The sequence below is a fragment of the Flavobacterium sp. genome (assembly GCF_025352425.1).
Classification (GTDB): domain Bacteria; phylum Bacteroidota; class Bacteroidia; order Flavobacteriales; family Flavobacteriaceae; genus Flavobacterium.
The window spans coordinates 1-25,604 of the sequence record NZ_JANXTI010000100.1 but is presented as its reverse complement, the minus strand read 5'-3'; the positions used below and the strand labels follow the sequence as shown (position 1 = coordinate 25,604).

Here is a 25,604-nt window from a genome sequence, read left to right as displayed (position 1 = left end):
TTAGGGTAAAAAAATGAAACCTAAATTCTTTTTAATTAATTTGCAGGCGGAAAAGTAATATGTTGATAGGCACCTAAATCTATATTTGGTAGTACACGAGGCGTGTTGATAAGGTCAAAAGGAACTCCAACGTTATTTCCAAAACCATTCCCAGCGGAATTCTCGCCAATCATAAGTTTGTTTTTATTTATGTCAAGGAAATCAGGATCCTGATTTTTTATTATTTCATTGGTATCATTAATAAAAGCATAGTCAGGATTATTTGTAAATTGATTGTTGGTGTTGTTAAATCGAATTTGGCATTTGCTAAAAATTGGTGTTGTCCAATTGTTTGCAGGATCAATGGTGCTTTTATTAATTAGCAGTTCGACCTGGTTGGAGCCGAATATAATACAGTTGTAAAAATTAGCTTGTTGCAAATCGTAAGCATGTTGCGTATTTGTATCGTCCGTATAGTAATTATTAACCAATACAGCAACCTGTTTTGAGCTCGACCAATTGTTGTTGAATGTGCAGTGTTTGAATTCATAGCTTCCACCCAGAGTACACGCTAATGACGCTACGCCAGCCGTATTGATAACTACGTTTTTTCCTTCGATGGATGCGGCTCTTCCTAATAAACCAACATTGGAACAATCATAAATCTGTGTATTTTCAATAGTCATGGGTGTCCCTAAATTGTTTTCAACCAACAAACCTATGACGGCATTTTTGAGGGTTAAATTTTTGACAGTGTGGTTCAAGCTTCCCTGTCTGAGATAAACGGTTCCCCATTGTCCGGGCACATCCGAGAAATCAGGTTCTAAACGGTCGCCTTCAAAAATAACTTCGTTTTCCAAGGCGGCAGTCGTAGATGTTGAGCCAGTAATGTGTAACGTTCCGCCTTGCTGGACAACTAAACCGGAATTCGCATGAAAGTGGACTCTGGCACCGCCGGGAATTGTTAGTGTCTCGCCACTGGGAACACTGGCATAACCGTAGACGACGTAAGGTTTGTCTGTTTTGAAAAGATATTCATTGCCATTATCAGGATGATTGTGGCTTAGGTTACGCCCATTCGTTTCCAGGACAGTACCGTCTTCGTTAAATCCGATAGGAATCGATTCGGTAATCCCGTTTTGTTTGTTTGGAAAGATAAAATAAGCATCCTGAATTAGCGTTACCAATTCCACTTTCTGCAGATTTGCACCGCTGTCAAACTCTATCTGATCGGTATAAAGGAAATCCGAAGGGTTTGCATCCCCAATTCCCGCCGTGGTTTCTATGAAAATATACATGCTGTCTTTAGCCAGTAATTCCACATCATGGAAAATCCTGTTTTCATCACCTGTCATTCCGTCAACCGTAATTCGGTATTTTGTTCCGACCCCTTTAGCTAACCTAATTGTTGGGATTTTGATGTCCTTGCTACTTTTGTTATAAACTTTCAAAGTGTAAGTACTTGAACCAATATTGGCAAAAACGGTATCTAAATATATTGTGTCTTTTGAAAAAACCAAATCTCCTGTACTAGGTTCAAAAACAAAGTCCTGGCGACATGAACTGACGGTAATAGCTAAACCAACAAAAAATAGAATAATGAGTTTACGCATTTGCAGTATGAATTTTGGTAAATATAAGTATTAATTTGAAAATTTAAAAATCTAATACTATAACGTTAAAAAGTCAATTTTATTGTCAAAAGTATTCAAGTGAGTATTATTTGGGTTAAAGTTCTTGTAAATAAGTATTATTTTTACAAGAAAAAGCGATGTCATTCGATAAAGATAAAATCCTCGAACTTTGTAACAATTGGTGCAAAAACACTTTAATGGAAACCTTAGAAATAGAGTATATTGATGCAGGAGAAGATTTTTTAACTGCAAAAATGCCCGTTAACTCAAGGGTGCATCAACCCATGGGAATCCTTCACGGTGGTGCAACAGTAGCTTTGGCAGAAAGTGTTGGAAGTGCTGCTTCCATGCTGTTCATTAACCCTGAAAAACAAGAAGCCCGTGGTATTGAAATTTCGGCGAATCATTTAAAAAGTAAAAGAGAAGGAACGGTTTTCTGTACAGCAAAGATTGTTCATCGGGGTGGGAGCATTCATCTTTGGGAAATAAAAGTCACCGATGAGGAAGGAAAATTGATTTCGCTTTGTAAACTGACTAACATGATTTTACCCCGACGCAAATGACCGATTTATTCATAAAAGTCAAAACCCAACAAGGTCAAAACCTTCCTTTTGTATTATTCTGCAAACCGGATTCTGATAAAGTAGTTGGCGTGTTCCAAAAGAATGACCATCTTTATTTTTTGGAAAGTTATGAGGAAAAAGGTTTTGCTTTTGCGCCATTTGATGCAGAGGAAGTTCCCTTTATTCCGTTGGAGTATGCCGACGTATATGTCGAAACTGTTCGTAGCAAGAACTATTATTTCCAGTCCAAAGCTACCACTCAAAGCGGCGTCATTGGCAAGGATTTTTTTGAGGAAATAGTTGTTAAGGCAGTGGCCGCCATCAAAGACAAACAATTCCTGAAAGTCGTTCTTTCCAGAAAAGAAGAAATAGCTCTTCCCGATTTTGACATTCAGGCAACTTTACGTAAAATGATTTATCAGTATCCGGGAGCTTTCAAATATTGTTTTTATCATCCCAAAGTTGGCATGTGGCTAGGAGCAACTCCAGAGCAGTTTTTGAAAACAAACGGCACTGCTTTAAAAACTGTTGCACTTGCCGGAACCCAATTGGCGGCACAGGCAACAAATATTATTTGGCAGGATAAAGAGAAAACAGAACAGCAGTTAGTAACTGATTTTATCGTAAATAGTTTAGAGAGTTTGGTCAAAGAAGTCACAATTTCAAGCCCTTATACTGTTAAAGCCGGTGATTTGTGGCATATTAAGTCTGACATTTTAGCCCGGTTAAAATCTAAAAAATCTCTAAAAAAAATTATAACAGCCTTGCATCCCACTTCAGCGGTTTGTGGATTACCGAAACAAACTGCAAAGGAATTTATTCTTGAAAACGAAGGTTATGATCGGGAGTATTATTCCGGATTTCTAGGCGAACTGAATATAGATTTTGTTACTTTCAGAACATTGCAAACCGATTTATATGTCAATTTGAGATGTATGAAAGTGATTAAAAGCAAGGCACAACTATTTATTGGCTGCGGTATTACAAAAGACAGTAATCCTGCGGATGAATATATTGAAACGGTAAATAAATCAATGACGATGAAAAATATTTTAGAATAGAAAACAGAGTTAATTAATAATTAAAGAGATATGAAATTAGATATATTGGCATTTGGCGCACATCCGGACGATGTTGAATTAGGTTGCAGTGGTACCATTGCCAAAGAAATTTCGTTAGGAAAAAAAGTGGGCATTATCGATTTGACGCGCGGTGAATTGGGAACTCGTGGTTCGGTTGAAATCCGCAATGAAGAATCTGCAAAAGCATCAGAAATACTAGGAATTTCGGTTAGGGAAAATTTAGATATGCGGGATGGTTTTTTTGTTAACGATGAAGCGCACCAACTTCAAATCATAAAAATGATTCGGAAGTACCAACCCGAAATTGTGCTTTGCAACGCTATTCGCGACCGGCATATAGATCATGGCAAAGGAAGCAAACTGGTTTCGGATGCTTGCTTTCTTTCCGGCTTACGAAAAATAGAAACATCATTCGATGAAAAAAATCAGGAAGCCTGGCGACCAAAAGTTGTCTATCATTATATTCAATGGGAAAATATAGAACCTGATTTTGTCGTGGACATCACTGGCTTTACAGATAAAAAAACAGCTGCAATTATGGCCTATAGCTCACAGTTTTATTCAGAGAATTCTAAAGAACCTGTAACGCCAATTGCCACTAAAAACTTTTTGGAAAGCATACATTATCGTTCGCAGGACTTTGGACGATTAGTAGGGGTAGAACACGCTGAAGGTTTCACAGTCGAAAGACATTTGGCCGTCAATAGCTTAAGCGATATAAAGTAACTTTTTAATTTTTTTCTTGGCAAAAGAAAAGAATTATAATATATTTGCACTCGTTAAAAATGGTGGTTGTAGCTCAGCTGGTTAGAGTATTGGTTTGTGGTGCCGAGGGTCGCCGGTTCGAACCCGGTCAGCCACCCAGAAACGCAAAAGTCCCGTGAAATCGGGACTTTTTTTGTTTAAGTTATTTACTTTCTGCTTTGTCAACCACTAGTTTATCTTTTCTATCAGCAATTTCCGAGACAATAGCAAACGCATATTTAGTTCTGGTTGTTAAAGCATCAAATTCTATTTTGCTTACTTCGTCTGTGGGCTTGTGGTAATCGGCATGTTCACCATTATAAAGAAAAACTACCGGAATTCCCTTTTTGGCAAAATTATAATGATCGGAACGGTAATAATAACGGTTTGGGTCGCTTTTATCATTGTATTTATAATCGATGGATAGAAAGTTGTATTTTTTGTTCACTTCTTCGCATACATTGTATAAATCGGTTGATAAATAATCAGAGCCAATCAGATAAACATAATTGTTTGTTTTTACGTGAAAAGGATCGCGCCGCCCGATCATATCTATATTTACATCAGCTACGGTATTGGCTAAAGGAAATAAAGGGTTTTGCGTATAATAACGCGAACCGTGCAACCCGTGTTCTTCGCCGGTCATATGCAGAATTAAGATGGAACGTTTTGGTCCATGTCCTTCATCTTTAGCTTTTTGAAAAGCAGCTGCAATTTCCATAATGGCAACTGTTCCTGATCCATCGTCGTCAGCACCGTTATAGATTTCGCCATTTTTCATTCCGACATGGTCATAGTGAGCGGATACAACCACAATTTCTTCTGGTTTTTCTGAACCTTCAATAAAAGCCCAAATGTTTTCTGAATCGGGAAGATTTTCGTTGCGTTTTGCATTCAAAAAGGCAGCGGGAATATATTGGTAATAATTGGTAGCACCTTTTGGGAAACCAACGCCATGTTTTTTGTAGAAATCAATTATATAACGACCTGCTTTTTTCTGACCTTCACTTCCGGTATCTCGACCTTGCATGTCATCTGAAGCAATGACGGTTAGATTGGTTTGCAGACTTTCGGTAGTTATGGTTTTAAAATTATCTGCAGTACCAACTTTTTTTGGAATAGATTTTTGACTTGAACAACTTATAAGCAGAAATGAGAACAGCAACAATGAAATTGTTTTTTTATTCATGATTTTTTAATGGATATTGATAAAGGGATATACGATAAATACTAAAAATAAGATGCTCATTAAAATAACTTTAATGCAGAACATTTATTTTCAAGTTTTATCTCTTTTAAAGGACATGTGGACATTGGAAACAGTTATAAAAATCAATCTGTAAAGCTATTAAATTTATTTCTATTTTTGATGCACAAAACATTGAACCATGCAATCAGAAGCACTAACTCCAGAAGAATATTTAGCTGAATTACCCGAAGATAGAAAAGGAGCCATGCTAAAACTTCGGAATGCCATTAAGGATAATCTACCAAAAGGGTTTGAAGAGGTTATGGGTTATGGAATGTTGGGCTATGTTGTGCCACACAGCATTTATCCAAATGGCTATCATTGCAATCCGAAGTTACCGTTGCCATTCATTAATTTGGCTTCACAGAAGAATTTCATTGCCATTTATCATATGGGAATTTATAGCAATAAAAATTTGTTGGATTGGTTTGTTATCGAATATCCAAAGCATGTCAAAACCAAAATCGATATGGGAAAAAGTTGTCTTCGGTTTAAAAAAGTGGACGATATTCCTTTTGAATTTATTGGTGAATTGGCCGCAAAAATGACTGTGGAAGTTTGGATTTCAACTTATGAAAAGGCATTGAAACAATAAAAATGATTGAAATTAATAAAAACATTGACAAAAATTTTACCACTGTTCGGGCAATTGCCAAGGAAGTTTGGCCTATTGCTTATGGAGCCATTTTAAGTCAGGAACAGTTGGATTATATGATGGAAATGATGTACAGTGTTCCCTCGTTGCAAAAGCAAGCTGATGAAAAAGGGAATCGTTTTGTAGTGGTAACTGAGAATAAAATTCCTGTGGGTTTCGCAGCCTATGAATTTAATTACAATAAAAAACCTAAAACAAGAGTTCATAAAATCTATATTTTGCCCGCTCATCAGGGAAATGGCATTGGAAAGCAACTCATTGATTTTATTGCAAATGAAGCAAAACAACGTCATCAAAAAGCCTTGGTTTTGAATGTGAATAAAAAAAATATAGCCATTCGTTTTTACGAAAGGATTGGTTTTACCGTCATCAGTGAAGAAGTTATAGATATTGGGAATGGTTATGTAATGGATGATTATGTGATGGAAATTTTGATCTAAAAAAACAACCAATGAAGTTTCTAAAAAAAATAAACAGCAAAGCAAAATCTGATGCGAACACTGGTTTTGGGATCAATGCATCCAGTTATGGCGGTCGGTTTATCACTAAAAGTGGTAATGCCAATGTCAAAAAATCGGGGATTGGTTTTTTTGAAAGCATTAGTTGGTATCACACGATGCTTAATATTCCACGATGGAAGTTTTTGGTCATAATTGTGCTATTTTATTTTTTAGTTAATTTTATTTTTGCCAGTCTGTATTATTTGGTTGGTGTTGAGCATTTAAACGGAGTTACCGCCACTACTGCTATAGACAAATTTGGGCAGGCATTTTTCTTCAGTATTCAAACGTTTACAACTGTTGGTTACGGGCATATCAGTCCTACAGGATTTGCAACAAGTTTAGTGGCGGCCATAGAAGCTTTATTCGGCTTGTTGAGTTTTGCTATTGCTACAGGATTGTTTTACGGACGATTTAGTAAACCAAAAGCACACATTAAATTTTCGAAAAACGCTGTAATTGCGCCATTTGAAAAGGGAACAGCTCTGATGCTCAGATTGTCTCCATTCAAAAACACCAATTTGACTGATGCGGAAGCTAAAGTAACACTTGGAATGAAATTGGATGAAAACGGGGTTTTAATAAACAAATTTTACACTCTCGATTTACAATTGTCAAAAATAAACGCCTTGAACCTGAGTTGGACGTTGGTTCATCCCATAACAGAAAACAGTCCGTTATATAATTTAACAAAAGAAGATTATGAAACTATTGACGGGGAATTTCTTGTGTTTTTAAAGGTTTTTGACGATATGTTTAGTACGACAGTAGTTAAACGAGCATCCTATTCGTTTAACGAGATTATTTTTGGAGCCAAATTTTTGCCCATGTTTTCAAGAAGTGAAAATCAAAATAAAACAATTCTTCACATTGACAAATTGAATTTATTTGAAAAAATAAAGCTGTAAAATGAATTTACAGCTTATTTTTTATTTTAGTGTAGCACCAAATTTTACGGCTACTTTTTTCGAGACTTTTTTACTGACGACACTTGGAATATCAATCCCGTAATCTTCGGTGTTCAAAGTAAAGTTGGAATCAATTTCAATTCCATCTGATGTTTTTTTGATGCTTGCGGGAATAGTAATATCTTTTGATTTTCCGTGCATTTCCATCTTTCCTTTTATCGTATAATCCTTTGCAGTAGCGGTAAGTTTTGTAACATCGAAGTTCTCAATTTTTCCTTTGAAAGTCGCTTTTGGATAGGAATCGCTTTCCATGTAGTTTTCGTTGAAATGTTCTTCCATCAATGCTACTTTAAAACGGAAACCTTTAACCAATGCTAAACTTGCAATTTCTCCTGTACTTGGATTTAACACAACAGTCGCCGATTCGTTTTTTGCTTTTACTTCTTCAAAAGCTGGAACCGAAGCTTCAAAAGTTAATTTTCCGGTTTTGGTAATCATTTTGGTTTGGGCAAAACTGCTCAAACTGATTACAATTAATAGACTTACTAATTTCTTTTTACTCATAAGAATATTAATGTTTTTTTGGTATTCGTGAATCTTTGTTTTCATAATTATAATTTATATTTTATTCTGGCAAACCATTTTCTGCCCATTGAAAAACTTTATCGATTGTTGCTTGTGGTAATCTTGTCCCGCCATTTGGCATCATTCCCTGTGAACCTTGTGGTCTTGAAATTCTATCCATTAATCCTCGGGTTAAAACCGCGCTCTTGACAAATTCGTAAGTAGTCAAGGACATAGGAGCTCCATTTACTGGTACAGTTGCATGGCATGGAATACAGTTGTTATCAAAAATGGCTTTAGTTGTATTTGTATACGTAATTTCATCAACTATTGAATTATCAATTAAATCAGATGTTGAATCGTTGGTACAACCATATTGGATGATAACGAAAAGCATAAATAATAATGTTAATTTTAATTGCTTCATAGTAATTTCTTTTTGTTCAAAAATAAATAAAAAAGTTAGTAAAAATTCCAGCTCACTATTAAATAATTAAATTTGCAATCAATAAATTAAATCTTATGAGAAAAAAAATAATCATTGCTGTAACAGTTCTTTTGATTTTAGCTTTCGCCGCTTATAAATATATGTATAAAAGCCATCGTGACATATCAACCGAAACTGTTTCCTATTCTGCTTCTGTTAACGAAGTTTATAATGCATTTCAACAAAATGATAGTTTAGCTAATGCAAAATATTTAGATAAGACTATCGAGATATACGGCAAAATTACAAACATAGATTTATCTAATAAGATAATTACAGTAGACAAAAAGTTACTCGCCAGGTTTACAAATAGTATACCAAATACTTTACAGCTTCAAAATGCTATAGCTTTGAAAGGAAGAGTGGTTGGCTTTGATGATTTACTAGAGGAAATTCAAATGGATCAATGTACAATTAAACAATAAATTTAAAAAAAAATGAAAAAAATTATTCTATTGCTCTTATTACCTATAACTATGATTGCTCAAGAGGATTTGTTGAAGGATATTGATACAGCAACTACCCAAAAAAGCAAAGTAGAGTCAGCATTCAAAGGTTTAAAAATTGTCAATATTGAATCAACCAAATTGGCTTCCAAAGGAGATTTTTATTTTATTGTTGCCCATAGATTTGGTTCCCTTAAAGATGGTTTTGAAGGTGCATATGGACTTGATAATGCAGTAACTCAATTAAAGTTCCTATATGGTGTTAACAATTGGTTTACAATTAGTGGAGCCAGAAGTGAACTGGCTTATGATTTTTCGGGTAAATTTTTATTGCATTCTCAGGAAACCAATGGCTTTCCCTTGGCCATTGCAGCTTTTACCAGTTTTGGCTTTAATAATACATTAAAAGAAAATATTTATCCAAATATGAAATTTGAGGATAGGTTAATTTATGTAGCACAACTGTTAGTGTCTAAAAAATTCAACAGTAAATTGTCTTTAGAATTAGCACCTACATTTTTTCACGAAAATTTTGTAATTGATGATAACCAAGATAATAGTCAATATGCTATTGGAATGGGAGGAAGATATAAATTTGCAAAACGCTGGTCAGTTAATGTTGATTATGCAGCACATTTAAATAGATCGAGCACTTCACCTTTTAAAAATCCCCTTTCTATAGGTGTCGATTTAGAAACTGGCGGGCATGTATTTCAAATGCACTTTAGTAGTTCACAAGGAATTCATGAAGCCGGATTTTTGGGCAACACTACGGGAGATTGGACTAAAGGAGATATTTTCTTTGGGTTTAATTTGTTGAGAGTCTTTTAGAAAAATAAAATAAATAAAAAAAGCGTCCCGATTAAGAGACGCTTTTTTTATTAAATGTGGTTCTTACTCTTTAATAAATTTTTGGGTGTAACTTTTGTTTTCTGTATCAGAAAGGGATATAATATATGTACCAGTTGCTAATTTTTCAACATTAATAGGTTGATTTAATTCGTTGGTTTGCAACACTATTTTTCCAGTTAGGTCATAAATTAAGGCTGATTTAAGCGTAACATTCAGATTATCTTTCAACTGGATGTTAACTGCATTTTTTGCCGGATTTGGATAGACAGAGAAAACACCATTATTAAATGAATTAACAGCTAATGTTGCTCCTTCAACTACCATTAGTCTTTGATTTGGAGCTACGTTATTGTATGTATCGACAATTCCAGATGGCCATCTTATTATTACCTGATCTATCGTTGTTGCTTGACCAATACCAAAATAAGCATTTAATGAACTCATATATTTAAATCCTTCTCCACTTCTGACATCTCTAATTTGTTTGCCCCATGAACCATAAATTTCAACACGGGCTCCTATACCATTACTATTACTTTGGATTCCCTGCAAAGCTACTTTTAACCATTTGTTTGTATTTGGAACTGCATAACGAATAGTGCTCCCGTTTTGAATGTCAAGAAAACCATCGTCATTTAAATCACCAATAGCACCGACACCAATTCCTGAATAACTAAAAGGTACAAAAGTGCTGTTATGCTGATTAAACATGATTTTATTTCCACCACCTAAGATGTCAAGGAAGCCATCATTATCAAAATCATAAGTGACATTATCAATATTGGTGGATGTATTTGTATCCCAACCTGAACCAACGGTTATATTTGAAAATGCTTCTTCAGTAGTATTGGAAGTATCCAGGTTGTTTCTAAAATATTTATGTAAACCGGAACTTGCCGTAATGATTATATCCATATCACCATCATTATCAAAATCACCAATAGCAGATGACCAGGTTTGAATAGGAGTAACATTAATTTGCGCAATTGCAGAAATATCTGTGTAAATCCCGTTTCCATCGTTTCTGTGTAATTCACACGGAGGACCTGAACATTTAGAAATAAAAACATCTACATCCCCATCATTATCAAAATCAGTAAATAATGTAGAATAATTACCACCGATAGTACCAAAATTCATAGCGCCTGCAGTAGTGTTAGACTGATAAAAAGTCAAACCATTCGCAAGACCACCACCATTTAAATAATAACAATTAGGGGCAATATCATGGCAAGAGAAAATATCAAGATTACCATCATTATTTAAATCGGCAAAATTCGTTCTCTGACAGAAAATGTAATCACCAGGAGTTATATTGGTATAAGCAGTTCCCACTGATTTCCATAGGGAAAGTCCACTTCCACTTCCTAAAATCAAATCAGTTTTACCGTCTTTGTTGTAGTCTCCTGCTGCCATACTCCACCCGGGCATCATACTTGTGCCGCTAATTGGATAATCCGTAATTGTAAATGTACCCCCAGCACCTTGATAATGTACTCTTAAGTTGTTATTACTGACTCCCACGATATCATCAACATGGTCGCCGTTCATATCAACAATACACAGATTGTATCCGCTATTTATAGTAGCAATAGTTTGCGGTATGTAAGTTATTGGCGGTGTAGGCAAAATAACAACAGCACTTTCTGATAGCTGAAAAGTAAATCCAGTCGAACTCCATTTATTATCAAAAGCAATAAAATAGGTAGTTCCCGCAGTCACATTAAATGTAGCTACAGACAGGAAGCCATTTCCAATTATCCCACCATCATCATCTCCTGAAAAACAAGCTAAACTACCACATGTTCCTGTGTAAACATGAAATCTAGTATCACCACCTGAATTAACCGCTAAATCTGTAGTTACAGTAGTGGTGTGATTTTGTGTGGGAGTGTAAACATACCATTCTCCAGCTGTTGCTCCAGTGCCATTATCAGCACAAATTGGACTTGGAATCTGTGTTCCATTTACAGCACTCACAACATATGAACCCACAGTAATTGGCACTGCAGTAGCACAAGTGTCTTGTGCATTTGATAATTGCACAATAAAGAGCAATGCAATGATTAAGGTAATTTTTTTCATTTTTTTGATTTTAGTTTTATTATTTTTTGTTTATGGACAAGGCGATAGCGAATTAATCCACTGTTCTATTAATACTATTCCTTCTTCGTGTATTACTGTTCTTCCATGCAAAGGCATTCTAAAAGATTCATCAGCTGTGTTTATTCTATAATAGAGCATAGATCTATTTACATTACCTGGTGCTATAATTTTGGTTAGTGCAGGAGCAAAACTATAATCTTCTGTATCCACACAAACTCCCATATTGGTTAAACCATTAACGCCACTAGTTTCGCTAAAAGGGAAACGCATTGGCCTGTAATCACAATGTCTGGCAATAGCATGGCAATGTGAACAATTGCTATCCAAATAAGAACGAACTCTTGATTCTAATGGTTTTGAACTGTCATTATAGTTAATAGTGGTATTGGCAGCGCTGGGAAATGTGAAATTATTTTCCAGATATCCAATATCAATCCATTTAGAAAGTTGATTTTTAGTTTCTGAACCATATGTATAATTAAAATTAAGATTTTGTGGTTTGATACCGATAGGGATATAAGTATCAATCTCAGTAGTTCCTACAAATTCTTTGTTTTTGTGACAAATCATACATTGTACTTGGGTTGGAATTCTATAATTAGCACTTTTGATTATATTATTTTCATCTTTCCATGAAATATCTGTATAACTGCCTGCTAAATCAAAATAGGCTTCTGTTTGTTCAGCATTCCATACATAGTCAGCAAAAATCCATCCGGTTGTTTTTCTAATCATAACACGTGTTTCAATAATACGTGTTGTATTATCGGGTTGCACATTATCATAATAAAATGTTTTAATAAGCGCAGCTCCAACAGGTAAATCTAATACTTTGTTATCGGCTATAAAATTTGCTTTTGTTCCTTGTGGCATCCAAACAAATCTTTTTTTATGGGCATAATCTGAAAAGAGAGAACTGGCTGGCTCGTAAGGAATAACATTTAAGCTAGGGATTTGATTTTTTATATCGCCTTCAAAGAACTTATAATCGGATAATTTTGGATAAGGAACTGATGTCAAATCAACTACAACAGGTGAAATTGGTGTGTAAACATCATCTTTATCAGAACACGCTATGAAAACAATAAACAATAGAAATATCGGAATCGATAGTATGTAATATTTTCTCATAGATTTTAAAAATGCAAACCAAATATAGGATATTTTATTCATAATTTATTAAACATTAACACATTATATCCCTACCAACTTTTTGCAATAAAAAAAGCGCCCGTACAAGGGCGCTTTTAAAAGTGTAATAAACGTATTATTCTTTAATGAATTTTTGAGGATAATTTTTACCTGCTGTATCAGAAATGGATAAAATGTAGGTTCCTGTTGCCAATTTTTCAACATTTATTGGTTGACTTACTTCATTAGTTGTAAGTACTACTTTGCCGGTTAAATCGTAAACCACGGCAGATGTAAGCGTTACATTTGGGTTATTTTGCAACTGAATATTAATTACGTTTTTGGTCGGATTTGGAAAAATTGAAAATACGCCATTGTTGAACGAGTTGATAGCTAATGTTGATCCCTCAACTACCAAAAGATTCCCATTTGGGGTTACATTGTTGATAGTGTCAATAATTCCCGATGGCCATTTAATGACTACTTGATCAATTGTTGTTGCTTGTCCAATTCCAAAATGAGCCATTAAGCTACTCATGTTTTGGAATCCAGTACCACTTTGTACATATCTGATTTGTTGTCCCCAAGAACCGTGAATTTCAACTCTTGCACCAATTCCGTTTTTGTTGCTTTGAACACCTTGTAGATTAACATTCACCCATTTGTTCGTGTTTCCATTGTTAAACAAAACATTGGTGCCATTTTGAATATCTAAAAATCCATCATTATTTAAATCTCCAACAGGTCTATCGTAAGCAGACATGATGTACATATTTGGGTTTGGTGTAAAATGGAAATTTCCATCACCAAACATTATATTACTTCCAGAACCGAGTACATCTAAAAATCCATCGTTGTCGAAATCCTGAGCCACATATTCTCTGCCTAAACTGGTATTTGTGTCATAACCAGAACCCGTAGTTACACTTGTAAATGTTCCGTCACCATTATTTCTTTTTACATTGGTATATCCATTAGAATTCGAATTTACTCCAACAATAACATCCATCCATCCATCATTATTGAAATCACCACAAGCCCCAGACCATGTTTGCTCAGGATTAGCCATATTAGCTGTTGCAGCTACGTTTGTATAAGTTCCGTCTCCATTGTTTTTAAGAAACATATCGATATTTCCTCCAACACCAGAGCCACCCTGACCACACTTTGCAAGATACATATCAACATCGCCATCATTATCATAATCAAACCAATTTGAAGCATAATTCCCGCCTGAAGGGAAATCACCAATTCCTCCCTGCATGGCTGTCAAATTCGTTCCGTCATTCATATAATATCTATTTGGTGCATTATCATCACAAGCAAAAGCGTCAAGTTTTCCATCATTATTGATGTCTATAAAGTTTGTTCTTTGCACCAAATAATTTTGTGTTTTTCTGTCAATTGTATACCCTGTTCCAGTGGCATTCGCTTTTAAAAACACAACACCGCTTCCTGAACCATAAACTAAATCATTATATCCATTATTGTCATAATCACCGGCAGCTATACTCCATGACGGTAAAACGCTTGTATTTGGAACGGTATAAGTTGTTGTAGAAAAAGTTCCTCCGGTTTGTTGGTAAGTGATTGCCAAATGTGTAGCATCAACTGCTGAAACGATATCATCTAAATAATCTCCATTCATGTCAACAATACAATTATTGTAACCGCCGGTAATGCCTGCAACAGCCTGGGACGTGAATGACAATCTATCCGGACCAGGAGGAGCAGCTTCCATAAATGTAAAATCAAAGCCAGCCGAACTATAACGATTATCAAAAGCAATAGTATAGGTTGTTCCTGAAATTGCTGCAAAAGTTACTTGTGAAGAGTAAGATCCATTGTAATCATCATTAGAACCGACACAAACTAATGCAGCACAATCTCCTGAATAAACTATTAAACGAGTATCACTATTATTGTTTTGAGCTAAAAAAGTAGAAACAGTGATAGTGCTATTTTGTGTAGCTGTATACTTGTACCATTTTCCTTTTGTCCCGGCACCTTGTGTTAATCCGCATAATTGCGTTGGCGCGGCACCATTTTCACCTGTAAATGATGGTGCTGTTGTAGTAGAATTTAGCGCGACGGTTACTGCCGTAGCACAACTTGTTTGAGCCACAGCTATTGATAAGCTAAAAAACAAAACAAGAATAAAGGTAATTTTTTTCATAATATGCTTTTTGTTAAATTATTTTTAAAATATTAATTGCAGGTTTGAGTTAATGAAGATATGTATTGTTCTAAAAGTGCAACCCCTTCATCATGAACAATAGTCCTTCCTAATAATGGCATCCTTTCACTTTCATCGTTTGATATCAATCGATAATGCATAATTGATTTATTATAGTTTGCGGGAGTAATTACTTTTTGCAACGTTGGACTTATTTCTTCATCGGCTACTAAACAAATACCAATATTGGAATCAATATTCGTTAGACTAAAAGGGAATCGAACTGCTCTGTAATAACAACGAGCCTGGTCTTGATGACAATGTGCACAGTTGGCATCTAAGTAGGAACGCAGTCTTAAATCCAATGGTTGCGTAGTATCATGATAATCTACAGTTGAAACAATTGAAGAAGGGAAACTGTTCAAATAACCCTGATCAACTAATTTCTGTAATATCTTCTTACTTGCATTTCCATAAGTATGATTGTGATTTAAATTTTGTGGTTTAACACCAATGGGTGTTGGTATTTCATTAATTTTATGACAAGCAAGGCACTCACCATCTGAAGGAATTCTGTAGTCTGTAGTTATGGTTTCGCCACTGGGCTTGGTAAACGTAATGGTTTTGGTGCTACCATTTGTAAAGTCGATGCCAGAAACTAAATCAGCTTCTGTTTGTGTATCATTCCATAAATATTCATAAAATTTCCAACCAGTGTCTTTTCGGATCATTAATCGGGTTTCGATTAATTTTGTTACGTTTCCTGGTTGAATTGTTGTGTAATAAAATGTTTTTATCAAAACAGTACCGATTGGAAAATCGAGAATTTTATTATCGGCAACATAAGTTGCTGCAACACCGGCGGGCATCCAGATAAATCTCTTTTTTGAGGCATAATCAGTAAAGAGTGAACTTGCAGGTTCGTATGCAATAACATTTAACGAGGGAACTTGTTCCTTTATATCTCCTTCAAAAAAATGGTAATCTGACAATTTAGGATAAGGAACCAATGTTAAGTCAACTACAACAGGAGAAACCGGTATGTACTCATCGCCCTTGTCAGAACAGGAAATAAAAATGATAAATGTTAAGAGTACCGTAACCGAAAGAATGTAATATTTTTTCATAGATTTTTAAAATGCAGACCAAATATAATAATTATTTAATAACCTTCTAAAAATTAACACAAATTCTTAAAAATGAAATCTGATTTTTCACTATTTGGTAAAAATTTAGAATAGTTACTTTAAAATTCTTCCTCCGAATTGGCTCTTTGTAAAATATTTTCGGGTAATGCTTTTTTGGCTTTGGCTCCCATTTTTTTAAGGTTTTCCACTCGGTTGATGAGGTTTCCGCTACCATCAACCAATTTGCTCATCGCATTGTCATATTCTGTTTTGGAATCTTTTATTTTATTTCCAACCTTTACTAAATCAGCTACAAAACCTTCAAATTTGTCATACAATGCTCCGGCTTGTCGTGCAATCTCTAACGCGTTTTCCTGTTGCTTCTGATTTGCCCACATACTATCTATAGTTCGTAATGTTGCCAATAACGTCGAAGGTGTAACAATTACAATATTTTTCTCAAAAGCTTTATTATAAAGCGACGTATCTTCATTTAATGCCAATGCAAATGCAGACTCGATTGGGATAAACAAAAGCACAAAATCAGGGCTTTCCATTTGATATAAATCGTGATAATTCTTGCTTCCCAGTTGCTCAACATGACGTTTAATTGACAGCACATGCTCTTTTAAAAACTGAGATTTTTCGTTTTCATCTTCTTCATTAATATAACGTTCATAAGCTGTTAGTGCAACTTTTGAATCCACAATCATTTTCTTTCCATCCGGCAGATTAATCACAACATCCGGAAAAACCCGATTTCCATCTTCCGCAGTAAAGCTTTGCTGAACCTCGTATTCCCGCCCTTTTTCCAAACCTGATTTTTCTAAAACACGTTCCAAAATCAATTCACCCCAATTCCCCTGCATTTTGCTGTCGCCTTTTAAGGCTTTGGTAAGATTCAGCGTTTCCTTGCTCATCTGTTCATTCATTTCACGCAAACCCAAAATCTGTTGGCGCAAAGCCGCGTGATAATCAATGCTTTCTTTATGGGTGTCTTCGACTTTCTTTTCAAAAAGCTGGATTTTATCCTGTAAAGGCGTAAGGATGTTTTTGAGATTTTCCTTGTTCTGCTCAGTAAATTTATTGGTTTTTTCCTCCAGGATTTTGTTGGCCAGGTTTTCAAACTCTTTGGTAAATTTCTCCTGCAGTTTTTCTACTTCTTCTTTTTGCTCTTTGTTACGTTCCCAAAGATTTTCGAAATCAGTTTCTTTTTTTGTCAATTGAATGGCTAAGGATTCTTTTTCGGTTCGGATGTTTTCCCTCTCCTGAACAGTTTGGTTCACCTGATTTTTGTATTGCTCAATTTGCTGTAGCAATCCATTTATTTTCTCTTCGAGTGAGGCTTTCTCAGATTTGGAATTGGCTAAAAAAAACACTTTTCCAAAATAAATTCCTAAAAATAAAGCGATTACAAATAATAAACCAGAAAGAATAACGGCGTTCATATAAAACTTATTTAAAAGTAAATATATGAAAACAATTGGTTTAATTTTATTCGTTCATAAAAGAATAATTTTTGTCAAAATCCTCATTTTTTGTCCTCTTGCCGGAATAACTATTGTAAAATAGTGATCTTGGTTTTGGTTTTTTTGGGAAGTTTAAAACACTTACAATCAGAAATATAAAAAATAGTATCAATAGCAAAGACATTACTATAAGATAGCTCAATTCAAAAGAATACTTCAGATTAGTTATGAATAGGTATCCAAATACCACTGAAGCCATATGTGACAGAATTAAATATACAGTTTTCATAACTTATGTGTTTTTAAAATAATATGTTAAAATTAACTTTAGTTTTGCATTTCATTTTATATAATTTTAACATTTCATTATATAATTTAAATCCAATATGAAAACAGAACGCCACTTCTTGCTTCATAAACCTCATGATTATTTGAGCCAGTTTATTTATGAAAAGAAGCGGACTAAAAAGTTGCTAGGCGAACTGCATGATTTCCCCGAAGGAACCATGGCTATTGGCAGGTTAGACGAGGACTCAGAAGGTTTACTTTTGCTTACCACTGACGGAATGATGAGTGAAATAGTACGAAGCAAAACTGTGGAAAAGGAATATTATGCACAAGTTGACGGAATTATTAATGAATCAGTTATCAGCCAATTAAAAAATGGTGTCGAAATTGGTTTCAAAGGCATAAGGTACACAACCAAAAACTGTGATGCTAAAATCATAACCAAACTTCCGGATTGCATTGGCGATGGAAGAAAAATCAGGGATGAACGCCATGGTCCAACTTCTTGGGTTTCAATAACGTTAACAGAAGGTAAATTCCGCCAAGTTAGAAAAATGACAGCCGCTGTGGGATTTCCAACATTGAGATTGATTAGAATCCGTGTTGGTGATATACATTTGCAAAACCTTAAAGCCGGCGAAGTAGTAGAAGTTAAAAGTTTTTTCGAATAACTAAACCAATAACCGAATAAAAATGCTCAACATAGTTTTAATAGAACCCGAAATCCCAAACAATACCGGAAATATTGGCCGATTATCTGTTGGCACGGAAAGCCGGCTGCACCTAATTCATCCCTTCGGATTTGTGATAAACGACAAAAACCTAAAACGTTCAGGGTTGGATTATTGGGTACATTTAGATGTTACCGAATATCAAAATATAGCTGAATGGATGCATCAAATTGAAGATAAATCAAGAGTTTTTTTGATGAGTTCGCATGCTTCCAAATCTATATATGAAGCCGATTTTGAAGATGGCGACTGGCTGGTTTTTGGTAAGGAGAGCGTTGGTTTGAGCAAGGAAGTTTTAGCCCAATTCGAAAATCATTTAACGATTCCCATGTCCAATTTAATCCGAAGTTATAATATTGCCAATTCTGTAGCGTTTGTAGTTGGAGAAGCCAAAAGGCAAATTAATTCGCGGTTATAAAATCTGTATACGACCTAACAATTTTATTTATAGTGTTCTCCAAAGAAGGTTTTGCATCCCTGAAATCATCTTTTAATTTTCCTTCCGATGTAAAGAAGTCCGCTAATGTAGTTTTCATTAGTACATTTTCAGCATATATTTCTTTTACTGAAAAAGTCAGCGTGTATTTTTTATCTTCCCTAAATAAAATTTTCAGACTGTATCTGACGTCATGATTATATTTTACGCCTACGTTATAGGAATAAAAAGCATTTTCAACACGCGCTTCAATGGTTAGTGAATTTGCTGTGACCTCAGAGATATCATAACCTTTTTTATTATAATAAGGTGCCCATGATTTTGAAAGTTCTACCAATTGATCAATAGGCTTGTTTGGCGTTTTCAATTCAAGCAGTTGTAAACCTTGTGGTGTGATCTCAAGTTTTGTTTGTGCCAAAACTATGACAATCCAAAAAAAGAGTGCAATGGTAAGTATGTGTTTCATATTTGAAGGATTTAGGGCTCATACAAAGATAGTCAACTTTACAGGTTCCTAAAACTGAATTTCCCTTTTTCCTTGTCGAAAAAAAGGCTTTCGTCCTTAAATAGGCTATCGAAAATTCCTTTCGATATTAAACTGCACGGGTTGTCCTGTTCCACTGAAATTTCTGTCATGACAATCATTTCATCGCTCAGTTGTATCGCCAAATCAATATCGTGGGTTGAAAACAGGATGCATTTATTGGTTTCCTGTGACAGTTTTTTCAGCAGTTTAAAAACCGAAAGTTTATGAAACAAATCCAGATGTGTTGTAGGCTCATCGAGAATTATTAAAGGCGTATCTTGTGCCAAAGCCCTTGCAATTAAAACAATTTGCAATTGTCCGTCACTAATTTCGTGATGCTTTTTGTTGAGCAAATGGGCAATATGTGTTAGCGCAATGGCCTCATTTATTTTTTCCAAATCTCCATGTGATAACTTTCCAAGCCAATTAGTGTAAGGCTGCCTTCCCAACGCAATCAATTCAAAAACAGTTAAGTTGCTTGGCGGCAATTTTTCTGTCAATACCAAACTTAAGTTTTGTGCCAATGCTAAGGGTTCGTAGTGATGGATATCCTTTTCGTTCAGCGTAACAGTGCCTGACAATGGTTTTTGAATTCCGGTTAGCGTTCGTAATAATGTCGATTTTCCAATGCCATTTCCGCCAACCAAAGAAATTAATTTTCCTTCTTCAAAAGTCAGGTTGAGGTTTTCGGCAATAGTATTTCTCTCCTTTTTGGATTGGTATCCAATGGATAAATGGGAAGTGGAAAGTATGATTTTAATCGAACTCATTTTTTTAGTTTAAACACATAGGGACATAAGCTTCTTCTTATTGTTTTTTGCACTTCAATAGCTGAACCAATTACTTCATAGGTTAACTCGTCAAGGTATTTTTGTGATATCATTTTAAAATAAGTACTATGTTTCTATGTGTTTGAAATTTATTGTATACTTTTCTTTCTGATAATTAACCAAATTACAATCGGCGCACCAATAATCGATGTTATGGCGTTTATTGGTAAGGTAAAATCAAAACCCGGCATTTGCGAAATCGTATCACAAAATAACATGATAATGGAACCAATTAGCAGTGTTGCAAAAAACAATATTTTATGATTACTCGTTTGAAATAATAGTTTCCCCAAATGTGGAACCGCTAATCCAATAAACGCAATCGGCCCTGCAAAAGCCGTGATGCTTCCAGCTAAAATGCTTGTCGCGAATATGATAATATAACGCGCTTTTTTGATGTTCAATCCCATGCTCTTGGCGTAGTTTTCTCCCAATAATAAGGCATCTAATGACTTTAAGGAAAGCAGGCTGAACAGTAATCCAAGTAGAGTACAAATGCCTAAAATAGAAATATTCGGCCAAGATAAATTTCCAATGCTTCCCATGGACCAAAACGTATACTTCTGCAATTGTTCAGCCGAACTAAAATAGGTAAACACACTCACAATCGCACTCGTAAAACTGCTAAACATCAAACCAACAATCAAAATCGACATCGTGTCGCGCAAGCGTTGTGATACGATCAAAATCATGACTAAAACCAGAGAACTTCCAATACAGGAAGCCAAAATAATTCCATAAGACGACAATAAAAACTGCGAAAAAATAGCCGGTAAAAACCCAGCCCCAAGTATAACAAAAGCAACGCCTAAACTTGAACCCGAACTCAATCCAAGCACATAAGGACCGGCTAATGGATTCCTGAATAATGTTTGCATCAGCAAGCCCGAAATGGAAAGCCCGATGCCAACGAGAATCGCCGTGATAGCTTTCGGTAAGCGAAAATTAATGATAATATACTCCCAGGTTTCTTTTGAAGCATGACTGCCAAATAAACTTCTGAAAACATCCTTCATCGGAATGGCAACCTGACCCATTGAAATGTTCATCAGTAAGGTCACTAGTAAAAGCATTGATAAACCCGAAAACAATATGGTATTTCTGTTCTTCACTATTTTAACTTCTCAAAGAAAAAAGGTTCATAACCCGGTAACAATTCGGGATGCAAAATCTTGACGATATCCTTTAACACAATATCTGGACGGTTTGGCGCTAATTCATAATAAAGAATACCACCTGTTTTTCCTTTTTTTCTGCTGAAAGAATATACATTTTTGTTTCTGAAAGCGTCAAATTCAGCGTAATGCGGATTCATATCCGTCATTTCTTTTAAAGTCGAAAACTGACCGGAAGTAATCCAGATATCAGCGGTTTTTGCCTTTTCGAAAACGGTTTCAAACGACAAGGATAAACTGCCTGTTCCACTGGTTTCCTGCCATAAATAATTGCCATTTGCCTGTTTGAGAAGCAGACTTCCCCAACTTGTTCCTTTTGGTAAATACCATCGGTCTTCATACATATCACCCGCTAGAATTGTGGGCGTAGCAATGGCTCTTTTTGCAACTTCAATAGTATGTAAATAGTCTTTTTCAATTGTGGTAAAGATTTCGTCAGCTTCTTTTTGTTTGCCATAAAGCGCTCCGAAAAACTTGATCCATTCGGCTTTTCCCAATGCAGTTTCCTCGTTCCAGTCGCCATTGAGCATTACTTTTAATCCGCTTTTCTGCAGATTATCCAACGTTGGATTTTTGTTGTCAATGCCATAGCCAATGATAACATTAGGTTGCAAACTGAGAATGACTTCGGTATTTAAATCATGATTGTTCCCCAGTTCTTTTACATTGCCGGCGTCAATTCGAGCTCTTACTTTTTCGGAAGATATATAATCGGCATGCGGAAAACCAACCAAAGTAGTGACTTCATCAAGCATTTCCAACGATGGAATATGTGTTGTTGAGGTAACGACTATTGTTTCTATAGGAATTTGTATAATCAGGTTTTGTTTCAGATTGTCAGGCACAATTCCATCCTTTTCTTTAAGAATGTAAGTATAGGTTTTGGTTGCTTTTGGCCAAGGATTTTTAACGGTTACCACCGAATATCCATCGTAGTTTTGAATCGAAAAACCCGTTGCGTAGCGCACTTCATTTTTAGGAGAAATAGTAGTTTCCGATTTCGGTTCTTTTTTGCATTGTATTATGGAAAAAGAAAGAATGACTAAAAATAAAGCGTTACAAAAGGTTTTCATCAAATTGTTTTTTACAAAAGTATTGTTTTGTTTTTAATTTATGCTTTACATTTGCACCCGAATTAAGGTTGCGATTTTAGTTTTTCAAAATCGCATTAAAAGGGAATTTGGATAAATACCAAAGCTGTTCCCGCAACTGTAAGCTATTAAGCTTGTTGTTATCTACAAAAACCATTGTTCCAATTTCGGGATGAGAAGGTCAACAACAAGACGCAAGCCAGGAAACCTGCCTCATTCATCAGAGTAACAAACTTTCGGGACAAAAGGTTTGGGTATGGGTAAATTCTATGCTTTTCTCCCACAATTATTTTAAAATTATTGTTGAATTAAAATGAAAAAAACAGTTAAAGCAGTAGCTATTTTAGCTTTGCTAAACACTTGTGCGTATGCACAGGAACAGGATTCTGTCAAAGTGAATCCGTTAAAAGAAGTGGTGATTACCGACACCAAATTTGCACAAAGCAAGGAAAAATCCGGAAAAGTTATCGAAGTAATCACTTCTGTAGATTTAGCCAAAAAATCAGGGCAAAGCTTAGCTACGGTTTTAAGTCAGGTCGCCGGAGTAGAAATCAACGGAAACCAATCTGCTAACGGGAAAAACCTTGGCTACTACATTCGGGGTGGAAAAAACCGTCAGGTTTTAATAGTGATTGATGGGATTCCGCTAACCGATGCTTCCGGAATCAGCTTTGAGTATGATTTGCGATTATTACCAGTAGAACAAGTAGAGCGAATCGAGATTATGAAAGGGGCGGCAAGTACATTATATGGTACCGGCGCAGCCACCGGAGTGATAAATATTACACTGAAAAAATCGGCTAAAAAGGAAATTCAGGGTAATGCTTATGTAAATATCGGCTCCAATAATACAGCGGATAATCACCACTACAACGGACAAGATTTTAACCAAGGACTTTCGGTAAATGGCAATTTTAAAAAGGTAAATTATTTTGCCGGATTCAACAGCACTGAAACCAAAGGAATGTCGCAAATTGCCGGTGTTAATTATGAACCTGATAGTTTTTCGAGACAGAACCTTTTGACAAAATTGGGCTTTAAGGCTACAGAGAAACTGACTTTGGATTTCTTCGGGAATTATGACAAAATCAAAAATGATTACGATCTGGCGTTTGATAATACAGGTTTTAATGATACTGACGCGAATGTTTCGACATCGGAACAAATCCGTTTTGGTGTTTCTCCAAAATACAAATACAACAAAGGGGAATTTGTACTGAATTCAGGTTTTACCAAAATCAAACGTGATTATAACGAGTTAAACACATTCTCTAACACAATTGATTATTCGTTGTATGAATCAAGAAGCGTTGTTGTTGATGGTTTTAATAAATACAATTTCAGTAAACAATTTTTTCTGATTTTGGGAGCCAATTATCAGTTTAACGATATGAAAAGCCAAACGCCATTTAGTAGTATTGATAACAAAAGCACGAAGTTCAGCATTATTGATGGGTACGCGACCGTGGTGTACAATTCTAACTTTGGTTTGAACGTGAATGCCGGAGCGCGATTAAATAACCACAGCGCTTATGGCAATAATTTAGTTTATAATTTGAATCCGTCATACAATTTCAAAACCAGTTTTCCGTTGAAGGTTTTGGCTTCGTACAGCACCGCCTACATTACGCCTAGTTTGTACCAGTTGTATTCAGAATATGGGAATGCAGATTTAACCCCCGAGGATAATGCAACCATTGAAGCAGGTTTTGAAACAGAACTATTTAACAAAAAAGTAAAGCTGAATGCTGTTGGTTTTTATCGTAATCAAAACAATGCAATTGATTTTTATTTTAACCCAACTACGTTTGAAGCATATTATATCAACGTAAATGGCGAAACCAAAGCTAAAGGTGTTGAAACAGCTGTAAATATTGCGGTGACTTCAAAACTGCAGTTAAACGGAAACTATACATTTACGCAAGTTGATGAAGCTTTAGACAGGTTAATCCCAAAGCATAAAGTCAATGCAGGTTTGGATTTTCAGCCCACCGGCAGAACACTTTTCAGCGTGAACTATCAGTATTTTGATGCCCGCAATGATGCCTTTTATGATGCTAATACCTTTACTGTGCTAACCACTAAATTAGGTTCGTACCAATTGGTTAATGCTTTAGTCAAATATGAATTGATTAAAAGTCGTTTGACTGTTTTTGGTTCGGTCACTAATATTTTCAACGAAGAATTTGTTGAGAATGTGGGTTATTCTACACGGGGAAGGAATTTCAAAGTAGGGCTGAATATTGTGTTATAAATAGTAAAAGGCTAACCGGGAGGTTAGCCTTTTTTGATTGAAATCTAGTTACCACACGAAAGGGTTTACGTGGGAGCGGAGTGTATTATAGCAAAATGACCTTAGTAGTGTATTTATTCAGCAAGAAGTCTTTCAACTTCAGTTTTTAAGGTTGGATAACGTTCGCAGGCTTTGCGAAGTTGCGAACTTCGGAACGAATTATTCTCCACCTAAGATAATATTTCTTGCGAAACGTAAACGTGAACTTGCAACAAAATTCGCAATTGCGAGAAACGGCTGTTAGGTGCCGTCTATTTTTTAATTAGCTTCAATATTTTTTTTACATCGCTTCTCAATATTTCCATTGCAATTTCTTTGGTTACTAAGGTTTTATTTATCTCATCATTTTCTGTTGATTGAAACCAATAAATGTCGTGCTTAATAAGATATAGATTTTCAGGAAGCTCTTTAATTCTTATAAATTTAACCCGTTGGGTGTAATTATTTGAAGTAAAATAAATTGATTAGATATTGGTCAAGATACTGAAATTCAGTATCTTGATGTCGCCAAACAAACCAATATCTATGTCAAATATAGTAAAAAATTATTTTAGAGTTTTAG

General features: G+C 35.3%; 24 protein-coding genes, 1 tRNA gene and 1 riboswitch. Of the genes, 12 read left to right on the top strand and 13 right to left on the bottom strand.

Annotation, left to right across the window (positions count from 1 at the left end; all coding sequences use genetic code 11):
* Positions 1 to 35: 35 nt before the first annotated feature.
* Complete coding sequence (locus tag Q0Q99_RS12255) at positions 36 to 1,592, bottom strand: hypothetical protein (RefSeq protein WP_293896393.1); 1,557 nt, start codon at positions 1,590 to 1,592, stop codon at positions 36 to 38.
* A gap of 158 nt (positions 1,593 to 1,750) precedes the next feature.
* On the opposite strand from Q0Q99_RS12255, the gene Q0Q99_RS12250 reads away from it, so the two are divergent.
* The 4 genes from Q0Q99_RS12250 to Q0Q99_RS12235 all read left to right on the top strand — a co-directional run bounded on the left by Q0Q99_RS12250 (position 1,751) and on the right by Q0Q99_RS12235 (position 4,120).
* Positions 1,751 to 2,176 carry a PaaI family thioesterase gene (locus Q0Q99_RS12250; protein WP_293896390.1) on the top strand — a complete coding sequence of 142 codons (426 nt, stop codon included), beginning with the start codon at positions 1,751 to 1,753 and terminating at the stop codon, positions 2,174 to 2,176.
* Complete coding sequence (locus tag Q0Q99_RS12245; RefSeq protein WP_293896387.1) at positions 2,173 to 3,237, top strand: isochorismate synthase; 1,065 nt, start codon at positions 2,173 to 2,175, stop codon at positions 3,235 to 3,237. The genes Q0Q99_RS12250 and Q0Q99_RS12245 overlap by 4 nt, the downstream gene beginning before the upstream one ends.
* A 30-nt stretch (positions 3,238 to 3,267) precedes the next feature.
* A complete protein-coding gene (gene bshB1 / locus Q0Q99_RS12240; RefSeq protein WP_293896384.1) occupies positions 3,268 to 3,984 on the top strand; it encodes a bacillithiol biosynthesis deacetylase BshB1 in 717 nt (238 codons plus the stop codon).
* A 62-nt stretch (positions 3,985 to 4,046) separates the two neighbouring features.
* Positions 4,047 to 4,120 (top strand) — tRNA-His (locus Q0Q99_RS12235).
* A gap of 45 nt (positions 4,121 to 4,165) precedes the next feature.
* On the opposite strand, the gene Q0Q99_RS12230 is transcribed toward Q0Q99_RS12235, so the two are convergent.
* Positions 4,166 to 5,191 (bottom strand): M28 family peptidase, encoded by a 1,026-nt coding sequence (locus tag Q0Q99_RS12230; protein ID WP_293896381.1) that lies wholly within the window; start codon positions 5,189 to 5,191, stop codon positions 4,166 to 4,168.
* Between the two features lie 199 nt (positions 5,192 to 5,390).
* On the opposite strand from Q0Q99_RS12230, the gene Q0Q99_RS12225 reads away from it, so the two are divergent.
* Genes Q0Q99_RS12225 through Q0Q99_RS12215 form a run of 3 tightly spaced genes read left to right on the top strand, consistent with a single transcriptional unit; the run spans position 5,391 to position 7,314 of the window.
* Positions 5,391 to 5,846, top strand: coding sequence for a DUF1801 domain-containing protein (locus Q0Q99_RS12225; protein ID WP_293896378.1), 456 nt, complete (start codon positions 5,391 to 5,393; stop codon positions 5,844 to 5,846).
* 2 nt (positions 5,847 to 5,848) lie between these two features.
* Positions 5,849 to 6,346, top strand: coding sequence for a GNAT family N-acetyltransferase (locus tag Q0Q99_RS12220; protein ID WP_293896375.1), 498 nt, complete (start codon positions 5,849 to 5,851; stop codon positions 6,344 to 6,346).
* An 11-nt stretch (positions 6,347 to 6,357) separates the two neighbouring features.
* Positions 6,358 to 7,314, top strand: a complete 957-nt coding sequence (locus tag Q0Q99_RS12215; protein ID WP_293896372.1) for an ion channel — start codon at positions 6,358 to 6,360, stop codon at positions 7,312 to 7,314.
* Positions 7,315 to 7,335: 21 nt separating this feature from the next.
* Here the strand turns inward: Q0Q99_RS12215 and Q0Q99_RS12210 are convergent, their stop codons facing one another.
* Together Q0Q99_RS12210 and Q0Q99_RS12205 are read right to left on the bottom strand one after the other, a co-directional pair.
* Entirely contained in the window at positions 7,336 to 7,923 is a 588-nt protein-coding gene (locus Q0Q99_RS12210; RefSeq protein WP_293896369.1) for a YceI family protein, read from the bottom strand.
* Positions 7,924 to 7,939: 16 nt separating this feature from the next.
* Positions 7,940 to 8,305 carry a cytochrome c gene (locus tag Q0Q99_RS12205; RefSeq protein WP_293896366.1) on the bottom strand — a complete coding sequence of 122 codons (366 nt, stop codon included), beginning with the start codon at positions 8,303 to 8,305 and terminating at the stop codon, positions 7,940 to 7,942.
* A gap of 95 nt (positions 8,306 to 8,400) precedes the next feature.
* Between Q0Q99_RS12205 and Q0Q99_RS12200 the strand changes: the two genes are divergently transcribed.
* Together Q0Q99_RS12200 and Q0Q99_RS12195 are read left to right on the top strand one after the other, a co-directional pair.
* Complete coding sequence (locus Q0Q99_RS12200; RefSeq protein WP_293896363.1) at positions 8,401 to 8,790, top strand: hypothetical protein; 390 nt, start codon at positions 8,401 to 8,403, stop codon at positions 8,788 to 8,790.
* Positions 8,791 to 8,802: 12 nt separating this feature from the next.
* Positions 8,803 to 9,642, top strand: coding sequence for a DUF5777 family beta-barrel protein (locus Q0Q99_RS12195; RefSeq protein ID WP_293896360.1), 840 nt, complete (start codon positions 8,803 to 8,805; stop codon positions 9,640 to 9,642).
* A gap of 63 nt (positions 9,643 to 9,705) precedes the next feature.
* On the opposite strand, the gene Q0Q99_RS12190 is transcribed toward Q0Q99_RS12195, so the two are convergent.
* From Q0Q99_RS12190 to rmuC, 5 genes are all read right to left on the bottom strand, one after another.
* On the bottom strand, positions 9,706 to 11,748 hold the full coding sequence (locus tag Q0Q99_RS12190; protein ID WP_293896357.1) for an FG-GAP-like repeat-containing protein: 2,043 nt from the start codon (positions 11,746 to 11,748) through the stop codon (positions 9,706 to 9,708).
* A gap of 30 nt (positions 11,749 to 11,778) precedes the next feature.
* On the bottom strand, positions 11,779 to 12,900 hold the full coding sequence (locus Q0Q99_RS12185) for a hypothetical protein (RefSeq protein ID WP_293896354.1): 1,122 nt from the start codon (positions 12,898 to 12,900) through the stop codon (positions 11,779 to 11,781).
* A gap of 136 nt (positions 12,901 to 13,036) precedes the next feature.
* Positions 13,037 to 15,076 (bottom strand): FG-GAP-like repeat-containing protein, encoded by a 2,040-nt coding sequence (locus Q0Q99_RS12180; protein ID WP_293896351.1) that lies wholly within the window; start codon positions 15,074 to 15,076, stop codon positions 13,037 to 13,039.
* Positions 15,077 to 15,108: 32 nt separating this feature from the next.
* Positions 15,109 to 16,203, bottom strand: coding sequence for a hypothetical protein (locus Q0Q99_RS12175; protein WP_293896348.1), 1,095 nt, complete (start codon positions 16,201 to 16,203; stop codon positions 15,109 to 15,111).
* A 119-nt stretch (positions 16,204 to 16,322) separates the two neighbouring features.
* Positions 16,323 to 17,651 (bottom strand): DNA recombination protein RmuC, encoded by a 1,329-nt coding sequence (gene rmuC, locus Q0Q99_RS12170; protein WP_293896345.1) that lies wholly within the window; start codon positions 17,649 to 17,651, stop codon positions 16,323 to 16,325.
* A gap of 407 nt (positions 17,652 to 18,058) precedes the next feature.
* On the opposite strand from rmuC, the gene Q0Q99_RS12165 reads away from it, so the two are divergent.
* Both Q0Q99_RS12165 and Q0Q99_RS12160 read left to right on the top strand, forming a co-directional pair.
* Positions 18,059 to 18,631: a pseudouridine synthase gene (locus Q0Q99_RS12165; protein ID WP_293896342.1), complete on the top strand. Its 573-nt coding sequence runs from the start codon at positions 18,059 to 18,061 to the stop codon at positions 18,629 to 18,631.
* A gap of 22 nt (positions 18,632 to 18,653) precedes the next feature.
* Positions 18,654 to 19,109, top strand: a complete 456-nt coding sequence (locus Q0Q99_RS12160; RefSeq protein WP_293896339.1) for a tRNA (cytidine(34)-2'-O)-methyltransferase — start codon at positions 18,654 to 18,656, stop codon at positions 19,107 to 19,109.
* Here Q0Q99_RS12160 and Q0Q99_RS12155 read toward each other — a convergent pair.
* The 4 genes from Q0Q99_RS12155 to Q0Q99_RS12140 all read right to left on the bottom strand — a co-directional run bounded on the left by Q0Q99_RS12155 (position 19,093) and on the right by Q0Q99_RS12140 (position 22,731).
* Positions 19,093 to 19,593, bottom strand: coding sequence for a hypothetical protein (locus Q0Q99_RS12155; protein WP_293896336.1), 501 nt, complete (start codon positions 19,591 to 19,593; stop codon positions 19,093 to 19,095). The two genes, Q0Q99_RS12160 and Q0Q99_RS12155, sit on opposite strands and share 17 nt — an antisense overlap.
* Positions 19,594 to 19,631: 38 nt before the next feature.
* Positions 19,632 to 20,423 carry an ABC transporter ATP-binding protein gene (locus Q0Q99_RS12150; protein ID WP_293896333.1) on the bottom strand — a complete coding sequence of 264 codons (792 nt, stop codon included), beginning with the start codon at positions 20,421 to 20,423 and terminating at the stop codon, positions 19,632 to 19,634.
* A 149-nt stretch (positions 20,424 to 20,572) separates the two neighbouring features.
* Positions 20,573 to 21,556, bottom strand: a complete 984-nt coding sequence (locus Q0Q99_RS12145; RefSeq protein ID WP_293896405.1) for an iron ABC transporter permease — start codon at positions 21,554 to 21,556, stop codon at positions 20,573 to 20,575.
* Between the two features lie 38 nt (positions 21,557 to 21,594).
* Entirely contained in the window at positions 21,595 to 22,731 is a 1,137-nt protein-coding gene (locus tag Q0Q99_RS12140) for an ABC transporter substrate-binding protein (RefSeq protein ID WP_293896330.1), read from the bottom strand.
* 48 nt (positions 22,732 to 22,779) lie between these two features.
* Positions 22,780 to 22,980, top strand: a riboswitch (cobalamin riboswitch).
* 82 nt (positions 22,981 to 23,062) lie between these two features.
* Between Q0Q99_RS12140 and Q0Q99_RS12135 the strand changes: the two genes are divergently transcribed.
* On the top strand, positions 23,063 to 25,003 hold the full coding sequence (locus Q0Q99_RS12135) for a TonB-dependent siderophore receptor (RefSeq protein WP_293896327.1): 1,941 nt from the start codon (positions 23,063 to 23,065) through the stop codon (positions 25,001 to 25,003).
* Positions 25,004 to 25,604 lie beyond the last annotated feature (601 nt).

Bases quoted from the DNA above. Each gene is read 5' to 3' on its own strand.
- Q0Q99_RS12150 (WP_293896333.1), bottom strand. From the start codon at position 20,423: ATGAGTTCGATTAAAATCATACTTTCCACTTCCCATTTATCCATTGGA.
- Q0Q99_RS12145 (WP_293896405.1), bottom strand. From the start codon at position 21,556: ATGCTTTTACTAGTGACCTTACTGATGAACATTTCAATGGGTCAGGTT.
- bshB1 (WP_293896384.1), top strand. From the start codon at position 3,268: ATGAAATTAGATATATTGGCATTTGGCGCACATCCGGACGATGTTGAA.
- rmuC (WP_293896345.1), bottom strand. From the start codon at position 17,651: ATGAACGCCGTTATTCTTTCTGGTTTATTATTTGTAATCGCTTTATTT.
- Q0Q99_RS12195 (WP_293896360.1), top strand. From the start codon at position 8,803: ATGAAAAAAATTATTCTATTGCTCTTATTACCTATAACTATGATTGCT.
- Q0Q99_RS12245 (WP_293896387.1), top strand. From the start codon at position 2,173: ATGACCGATTTATTCATAAAAGTCAAAACCCAACAAGGTCAAAACCTT.
- Q0Q99_RS12225 (WP_293896378.1), top strand. From the start codon at position 5,391: ATGCAATCAGAAGCACTAACTCCAGAAGAATATTTAGCTGAATTACCC.
- Q0Q99_RS12250 (WP_293896390.1), top strand. From the start codon at position 1,751: ATGTCATTCGATAAAGATAAAATCCTCGAACTTTGTAACAATTGGTGC.
- Q0Q99_RS12160 (WP_293896339.1), top strand. From the start codon at position 18,654: ATGCTCAACATAGTTTTAATAGAACCCGAAATCCCAAACAATACCGGA.
- Q0Q99_RS12140 (WP_293896330.1), bottom strand. From the start codon at position 22,731: ATGAAAACCTTTTGTAACGCTTTATTTTTAGTCATTCTTTCTTTTTCC.
- Q0Q99_RS12210 (WP_293896369.1), bottom strand. From the start codon at position 7,923: ATGAAAACAAAGATTCACGAATACCAAAAAAACATTAATATTCTTATG.
- Q0Q99_RS12185 (WP_293896354.1), bottom strand. From the start codon at position 12,900: ATGAGAAAATATTACATACTATCGATTCCGATATTTCTATTGTTTATT.
- Q0Q99_RS12135 (WP_293896327.1), top strand. From the start codon at position 23,063: ATGAAAAAAACAGTTAAAGCAGTAGCTATTTTAGCTTTGCTAAACACT.
- Q0Q99_RS12165 (WP_293896342.1), top strand. From the start codon at position 18,059: ATGAAAACAGAACGCCACTTCTTGCTTCATAAACCTCATGATTATTTG.
- Q0Q99_RS12220 (WP_293896375.1), top strand. From the start codon at position 5,849: ATGATTGAAATTAATAAAAACATTGACAAAAATTTTACCACTGTTCGG.
- Q0Q99_RS12190 (WP_293896357.1), bottom strand. From the start codon at position 11,748: ATGAAAAAAATTACCTTAATCATTGCATTGCTCTTTATTGTGCAATTA.
- Q0Q99_RS12205 (WP_293896366.1), bottom strand. From the start codon at position 8,305: ATGAAGCAATTAAAATTAACATTATTATTTATGCTTTTCGTTATCATC.
- Q0Q99_RS12175 (WP_293896348.1), bottom strand. From the start codon at position 16,203: ATGAAAAAATATTACATTCTTTCGGTTACGGTACTCTTAACATTTATC.
- Q0Q99_RS12215 (WP_293896372.1), top strand. From the start codon at position 6,358: ATGAAGTTTCTAAAAAAAATAAACAGCAAAGCAAAATCTGATGCGAAC.
- Q0Q99_RS12180 (WP_293896351.1), bottom strand. From the start codon at position 15,076: ATGAAAAAAATTACCTTTATTCTTGTTTTGTTTTTTAGCTTATCAATA.
- Q0Q99_RS12255 (WP_293896393.1), bottom strand. From the start codon at position 1,592: ATGCGTAAACTCATTATTCTATTTTTTGTTGGTTTAGCTATTACCGTC.
- Q0Q99_RS12230 (WP_293896381.1), bottom strand. From the start codon at position 5,191: ATGAATAAAAAAACAATTTCATTGTTGCTGTTCTCATTTCTGCTTATA.
- Q0Q99_RS12200 (WP_293896363.1), top strand. From the start codon at position 8,401: ATGAGAAAAAAAATAATCATTGCTGTAACAGTTCTTTTGATTTTAGCT.
- Q0Q99_RS12155 (WP_293896336.1), bottom strand. From the start codon at position 19,593: ATGAAACACATACTTACCATTGCACTCTTTTTTTGGATTGTCATAGTT.